Genomic DNA, 7202 nt, shown 5'->3' with positions numbered 1-7202 from the left:
GTCCCGATGTGCGGGCCCGGCCTCCGGCGGATCGTCCCGGTCAGGCGTCCCGGGCGGCCTTCCGGCCGCTGAGCAGGGCGTACAGCACGAGCGACGAGGCGAGGCCGACCGCCCAGCCGTAGTCGGCGAGGGGCTTCAGGAAGAAGACGATCCCGTCCTCGGGGAAGGGGCCCGCGCCGGGTGCGGAGTGCGAGCCGCCGACCGCGAGGAGTCCGCCGACGAGGAAGGCGACGACGGCCCTCCAGTTCCATCCGCCCCGGTACCAGTAGCGCCCGCCGGGCTCGTAGAGGTCCGGCAGGTCGAGCACCGTACGGCGGACGTACCAGTAGTCGGCGATGAGGATGCCCGCGACCGTCCCGAGCAGACCGCCCACGAGGCCGAGCCAGGTGTAGATGTACAGCTCGGGTGTCTCGGTGAGCTTCCAGGGCATCATCAGCACACCGACGACACCGGTGACGAGGGCCCCGGTCCGGAAATTGATCAGCTTCGGCAGGGCGTTGGCGAGGTCGTAGGCGGGCGAGACGACGTTGGCCGCGATGTTCACGGAGATGGTGGCGACGAGCACCGTCACCAGGCCGAAGAGCAGGCCGAAGACGTTGTCGGTACGCGCGACGAGCTGGACCGGGTCCCAGATCGCCTCCCCGTACACGGCCTGCGAGCCGGAGGTGACGAGGACGGAGAGCAGCGCGAAGAACGTCATGGTGGTCGGCAAGCCGAGCGTCTGTCCGCGGACCTGGGCGCTCTGGCCGGCGCCGAAGCGGGTGAAGTCGGGGATGTTCAGGGACAGGGTCGACCAGAAGCCGATCATGCCCATCAGGGACGGGAAGAAGACCGGCCAGAAGTCGCTCCCCCAGCCGAGTTCGGAGGGCTGGTCCAGCAGGGGTCCGAAGCCGCCGGCCTTCACGGCGATCCAGACCAGCAGCACGAGGGCGCCGACGATCACGAAGGGCGCGGCCCAGCTCTCGAACCGGCGCAGGGTCTCCATGCCCCGGTGGATGATGGCGAGTTCGAGGGCCCAGAAGAGGACGAAGCAGAGCCAGAGCGTCCACGGCTGGCCGCCGATCGGGGAGGCGTCGGCCCAGCCGCCGAAGATCTTGCCGAGCAGCGTGAAGACGCCCACCCCGCCGATCCAGGTCTGGATGCCGAACCACGCGCAGGCGACGGCCGCGCGGATCAGGGCCGGCAGGTTGGCCCCGCGCAGCCCGAAGGAGGCGCGGGCCAGCACGGGGAACGGGATGCCGTACTTGGGTCCGGCGTGCCCGGTCAGCAGCATCGGCAGCAGCACGATCACGTTGGCCAGCGCGATGGTGAGGACGGCCTGCTTCCAGTCCATGCCGAGGGCGACGAGCCCGGAGGCGAGCAGCCAGGACGGGATGTTGTGCGCCATCCCGATCCAGAGGGCGGCGAAGTTGTACGTGGTCCAGGTGCGCCGCTCCGGGGGGACGGGGAGCAGGTCTTCGTTGACGAAGGAGGGGTGGGAGGGGGCGGATTCCGGGGCGAGGGCGACCCTGTCGGACGGGCCGGTGCCGTCGGGTGTCCCGCCCGGCGGCGGCTGCTGTGGCCGCGGGGTCGGTGGGGTCGGTGGGGTGGGCGGGGTGGTTGCTGTCATGCGGCTGGACCCTTCGCTCGGAGGTGGTGCCGTGCGGGGCGCGGGGTCCCGGGCCGGGCGTCGTGCGAGGGCCGGGACGTATGTACAGCCGGTGCGGGTGCGCGGGTCGGATGCGCGGTGCGGGTCCGGACGGTCCGGTGCGCGCGGTGCGGGTGCGCGGGACGGATGCGCGGTGCGGGTCCCGACGGTCCGGTGCGCGCGGTGCGGGTGCGCGGGACGGATGCGCGGTGCGGGTCCCGACGGTCCGGTGCGCGCGGTGCGGGTGCGCGGGACGGATGCGCGGTGCGGGTCCGGACAGTCCGGTGCGCGCGGTGCGGGTGCGCGGGACGGGAGCGGGCGGGTTTCGAAGACCTGGCGTCAGCCGGCCAGGGCGGGGATGACCGTCGATCCGTAGGCGTCGATGGTGGCCTCGCGGGCGTCGTGCATGTCGTAGACGGCGAACTGGTCGACGCCGAGGTCGCGCAGGACCCGCAGCTTCTCGATGTGCGCCTCGGCGGGGCCGAGCAGGCAGAACCGGTCGACGATCTCGTCCGGCACGAAGGCGGTGTCCGGGTTGCCGGTCCGGCCGTGGTGGCTGTAGTCGTAACCGGAGCGGCCGGCGATGTAAGCGGTGAGGGCCTCGGGCACCAGTCCGGAGTGTTCGCCGTACCGGGAGACGAGGTCGGCGACGTGGTTGCCGACCATGCCACCGAACCAGCGGCACTGCTCGCGCGCGTGGTCGAGGTCGTCGCCCACGTAGGCCGGGGCGGCGACGCAGATGGTGACCGAGTCCGGGTCCCGGCCCGCGTTTGCCGCCGCGTCCCGCACCGCCTTGATCATCCACTCGGTGAGGAACGGGTCCGCGAGCTGGAGGATGAATCCGTCGGCCTTCTGCCCGGCGAGTGCCAGCGCCTTGGGCCCGTACGCGGCCATCCACACCGGGAGCCTGCCGTCCTTCACCCACGGGATGCGGACCGGCTGCCCGTCGACGGACGCCTCGCGGCCCTCGGCGAGGTCGCGGATGACGTCGATGGCCTCGCCGAGCCGGGCCAGCGTGTTGGGCCTGCGGCCCGCGACCCGCATCGCGGAGTCGCCGCGGCCGATGCCGCAGACGGTGCGGTTGCCGTACATGTCGTTCAGGGTGGCGAAGGTGGAGGCGGTGACCTCCCAGGCGCGGGTGCCGGGGTTGGTGACCATGGGGCCGACGACGAGGCGCTCGGTGTGTTCGAGGATGCGGCTGTAGATGACGAAGGGCTCCTGCCAGAGCACCGCCGAGTCGAAGGTCCAGCCGTAGGTGAATCCGTTGCGTTCGGCGCGGCGCATCAGGCCGACGACGGACGAGGCGGGCGGGTCGGTCTGGAGGACGAGTCCGAAGTCCATGTCGCTGCTCCCTGGTCCAGTGCGCGAAGGATGGCGCGGGGGGCGGACGGCCGCGGCCGCCCCGGCCGGTGAACTTCCGCCCGTTGCGGGCGAGTCCGCCCGACAGGGGCACTGCGTGCACAGCCACCCACGAGTGACGTTCTCCGGCGGAATCCTTCCATATCGGACCACGCCGGCCCCTGTACGACGGCGCCTCGGACGCGAGTCGCGGAGCGACGATTCTGGACCGCTTTCGCCACCTTGGGAAGAGGGAGTGGGGAGCAGGGCGCGGGTGGTGCGGCCCGAGCCCCACCACCCGCGCGCGCACTCAGCAGTTCGGCACGCCCGGGAGCCAACTGGCGGCGTTGTCGATGTAGATGTTGGAGATGTAGCCGCCGTAGTCGGGCAGGTAGGACCAGGCGTCGTTGCTGTATCCGTTCGACTGGACGAGCTGGCCGTGCACCTGGCACTGCACCCGTACGGTCGTGGGGCCGGCGAGCTGGGCGACCCGGGTGGAGGCGCTGGTGGCCTGCTGACGGATGTTGACGTCGGCGCCCCAGGTCGGGAAGGACTTGGTCGCGGCACCGGCGCCGGTCCACAGGTATTCGACGGTGACATAGCCGTTGTTGTTCAGGCCGACGTTGTAGAAGGTGCCGTCCGCGAGGTCGATACCGGCCGGGTTGAGCACCTTGCGGCCGGACCCGTCCAGGCCGCCGTTGTACCCCTCCAGGTACGCGGCCTGCGCCTCGGGCTTGCCCTGCGGGAGGTCCTTGAAGGACTCGCGGGCGGAGGAGAGGTTCCAGTAGTCGTCCTTGGTGTTCCACGGGCCGACGTCCCACACCGGGGCGGTCTCGCAGCGCGCGGGGCCGCAGACCTTGACCGAGTACTGGGCGCTGCCCTTCGGGGAGAGGCCGCGCCGGGACGGCAGGGCGACGAAGTGGTCGGAGGCGGTGATCACGTGCCCGTTGGCGGTGGTGCCGCCCACCAGCCCCTCACGGGTCGCGTAGACCGTGGCCGTGAGGGACGCGGCGGCCGTGACGGACCGGGGCGCGTCGACGTCGAGTTCGGCGCTCAGGGACAGGGAGCGGACGCTCGGCGCGGCGCCGTCCGGGGCGGCGACCAGCACGATCCGGGTCTGCACCCGGGTGACGGCCCGGGGCAGCACGGCGGGTGCGCCCGCGCTCGCCTCCCGCCACTCGGTCCACGTGCCGAGACCGTCCTGCCCGCGCACGTCGACCACCACCTCGGACCCGGCGGGGAGCGTGGCGTCGACGTCCGGGGTGATCCGGTCGACGGCCCGGTCGAGCTCGTGCACGGGGAGGAGGACCGCGGCCTGCCCCCGAGGGGAGCGCGCGGAGGCGGGCCGTACGTGGTGGTCGCGGAGGCGCAGCGCGCCGCCGGTGCGGCTGACGTTGGTCTCGTCGCCGGTGGGTGCGGACAGGTCCGCCCGCCAGCTGACCTTGCCGAGCGGGGTGTCCCCGGGCGCGGCGTCGCGGGCCGCGGCGGGATGGGCGGCGAGCGAGAGGGCGGCGAGGGCCAGCAGGGAGACCGCGGCGGCGGGCCCCCGGCGGACGAGGCGCGCGGTGGAGCGGGGTCCCGGTGCGCGGGGTACGGATACGGGCACGGCGGTGGATCTCTGGTCGCGGCGCATGGCGCGCCTCCTTCTCGGTGGGGGCGGGGAAGGACTCCGGGACGGCAGGTACGCCCGGAAGGGTGGGGCCGGGAGCATGGTGCGGGTGTCGCCGTGGTGCCGGGGGACGACGGGCGCGGACCTCGACGCCCGGGGCCCGGGGTGGCGCCTTCGGCGTGACCCCGGGCGCACCGAGCCCGCGACTTGGTGACGATGTGACACGTGAGCCACGGTGGTGCGGGCGGAGGCGCCGCGCAAGCCATTCGTTCCTGGTCGAAGGAGGCCGTCGCGCGCTTGTCAGTGGGGCGGTGTCCCGCTACCTTCCGCCTCTCCCCACGCCCCTTTCCGCACCCGGCGACGACGTGCGGGACGCCACGACGACCGCCCTCTCTGGCATGCATGCGTCACATCCGCAATGCGCGTAGAGTTCCGCCGGGCGGGCGCCGACGAACGTCCGCGACCACCGGGGGTGGGCCGTGCTGCGGGTGGAGTTCACGCACCAGGAGCTGGCCCGGCTGCGTCTCGCCCCGGACGTGGACCCGCTGTGGGAGACCGCGCTGAGCCTGCATCTGCTCCAGAACCGTCAGGCACCCATGGCGTTCGGGCCGTGGCGCCGCGAGGTGACCGCCTCCCTGCGGCGGTCGGGGCTCGTCCCCGTGACCCGCACCCTGATACGGCTGTGCCCGGACCGCTCGTACTTCCCCGACTTCCTGACGCCCGGCCGCGGCGACACCGACCTCGACACGGCACTCGACCGGCTGCTCTCCACCCCCCGGCCCCGCCTGCGCGCCGAACTCACCCGGCTGTACGCCCACACCGGCCGGCCCGTCCCGGCCGCCGTACGCCCCCTGGCCGACGCCTGCCCCCGTGCTCTGCGCCGGCTCGCCTCCGCCCTGCGCGCCTACCACGGGGTGGCCGTCGCGCCCTATCTCGACGCGATACGCGAGCAGGCGAAGGCCGACCGGACCGCACGCGCCGAAGCCGTCCTCAGTCACGGCGCGGAGGGCCTCCTCCTCGGGTACGACGAGCTGCCCGGGTGGAACTACCGGGACCGCACGCTGTCCACTCCGTACCCGAAGGACCGCGAACTCGCCTTACGGGGGCGGGCGCTGACCCTTCTGCCGGCGTTCTTCTGCGTACGCTCCCCGATCACCCTCGCCGACGAGGAACTGCCCCCGGTCCTCGTCCACCCGCTCTCACCCACGCCCGGCTGGCTCGAACGACGGCGGCACGGCGGCGACGCCCCGGCGGCGCAGCTCATCGGAGCCTCCCGCGCGGAGCTGCTGCGGATACTGGACCGCCCGATGACCACGATGGACCTCGCGGCGGCGCTCCGGCTCGCCCCGTCGACCGCCAGCAGGCACGCCACCGTGCTGCGGGAGGCGGGGCTGCTGCTCTCCCAGCGCCAGGGGGTACGGGTGCTCCACCACCGGACCCGGCTCGGCCGGGCGGTACTGGAGGGAGCGCTGCGGTGAGGCCCGCCGGGGGCGCCCGCCCCGGACGGTGCCCGCCATCGACCGATCGGCGACGCCACCCCTGTGACCTGCGGAACAATCGGAGCGGGATGCCCATGCGTCACGACCGTGCCGACATCTCCCCGTAACGGAGCGGCCAGTACAGTTACGAGAATGGTGACCCTCAGGCAGCAGATCATCGCCGACCTCGGCGTCAGGACGGCAGTGGAACCGAAGGTGGAGATCCGGCAGCGGGTCGACTTCCTCAAGGACTACCTGCGGTCGACCCCGGCCAAGGGCTACGTGCTCGGGATCAGCGGCGGGCAGGACAGCACGTTGACCGGCAAGTTGTGCCAGCTCGCGGCCGAGGAGCTGCGGGCCGAGGGGCACGAGGCGACCTTCCTCGCGGTGCGGCTGCCCTACGGCGTGCAGGCGGACGAGCACGACGCGCAGATCGCGCTGGAGTTCATCCGCCCGGACCGGTCGGTCGCGGTGAACGTCAAGCCGGGCGCGGACACCGTGTCCGCCGAGGTCGCACGCGGGCTGGCCCAGCTCTCCGAAGAGGAGCCGGAGCTCCGGGATTTCGTGCGCGGCAACGTCAAAGCCCGTGAGCGCATGGTGATCCAGTACGGGCTCGCCGGCCAGCTGGGACTGCTCGTCGTGGGTACCGACCACGCGGCCGAGGCAGTGACCGGCTTCTTCACGAAGTACGGGGACGGAGGGGTGGACCTCACCCCGCTCACGGGGCTGACCAAGCGTCAGGGAGCCGCACTGCTGCGGGAGTTGGGTGCTCCGCAGAGCACCTGGGAGAAGGTGCCGACGGCGGATCTGGAGGACGGCCGCCCCGCGCTGCCGGACGAGGTGGCGCTCGGCCTGAAGTACTCCGAGATCGACGACTACCTGGAGGGCGCGGAGGTCGCCCCCGGGGTCGCGGCGAGGCTGGAGTCGGTCTATCTGGCGACCCGGCACAAGCGGACCGTCCCGGCCACCCCGCTCGACGACTGGTGGAAGAGCTGACCGCGTCGGACACGGCCCGGATCGGCGGGCACGGGACGCGGATCGAGCTGCCGGTGATCGGCGCCTTCAGCTCGGGCAGCGCCTTCGCGACGGCGGAGGCGGCGCCGGTCTCGGTGATGACCATGTTGAGCGGCGCGGAGCGGCCACGCCGGTC

The 7202-nt window shown here is 72.9% G+C and carries 5 protein-coding genes and 1 pseudogene; 2 read left to right on the top strand and 4 right to left on the bottom strand.

Annotated features, from left to right (window positions below; genetic code table 11):
- Positions 1–40: 40 nt before the first annotated feature.
- From ACFWEP_RS29010 to ACFWEP_RS29000, 3 genes are all read right to left on the bottom strand, one after another.
- Positions 41–1609 carry an NCS1 family nucleobase:cation symporter-1 gene (locus ACFWEP_RS29010; RefSeq protein WP_387374382.1) on the bottom strand — a complete coding sequence of 523 codons (1569 nt, stop codon included), beginning with the start codon at positions 1607–1609 and terminating at the stop codon, positions 41–43.
- A gap of 357 nt (positions 1610–1966) precedes the next feature.
- Positions 1967–2968, bottom strand: coding sequence for a TIGR03842 family LLM class F420-dependent oxidoreductase (locus ACFWEP_RS29005; RefSeq protein WP_387374381.1), 1002 nt, complete (start codon positions 2966–2968; stop codon positions 1967–1969).
- Positions 2969–3275: 307 nt separating this feature from the next.
- Positions 3276–4598: a hypothetical protein gene (locus ACFWEP_RS29000; RefSeq protein ID WP_387374379.1), complete on the bottom strand. Its 1323-nt coding sequence runs from the start codon at positions 4596–4598 to the stop codon at positions 3276–3278.
- A gap of 455 nt (positions 4599–5053) precedes the next feature.
- Here ACFWEP_RS29000 and ACFWEP_RS28995 point away from each other — a divergent pair, with 455 nt between their 5' ends.
- Both ACFWEP_RS28995 and nadE read left to right on the top strand, forming a co-directional pair.
- Positions 5054–6052, top strand: coding sequence for an ArsR/SmtB family transcription factor (locus ACFWEP_RS28995; RefSeq protein WP_387374377.1), 999 nt, complete (start codon positions 5054–5056; stop codon positions 6050–6052).
- 153 nt (positions 6053–6205) lie between these two features.
- Complete coding sequence (nadE, locus tag ACFWEP_RS28990) at positions 6206–7048, top strand: ammonia-dependent NAD(+) synthetase (RefSeq protein WP_387374375.1); 843 nt, start codon at positions 6206–6208, stop codon at positions 7046–7048.
- 19 nt (positions 7049–7067) lie between these two features.
- Here the strand turns inward: nadE and ACFWEP_RS28985 are convergent.
- Positions 7068–7202 (bottom strand): annotated as a pseudogene (locus ACFWEP_RS28985) (hypothetical protein); the annotation flags it as partial.

The sequence above is a fragment of the Streptomyces sp. NPDC060198 genome (assembly GCF_042728415.1).
Classification (GTDB): Bacteria; Actinomycetota; Actinomycetes; order Streptomycetales; family Streptomycetaceae; genus Streptomyces.
Note: the sequence above shows the minus strand (reverse complement) of the source record. Positions and strands in the feature narration are given on the sequence as shown.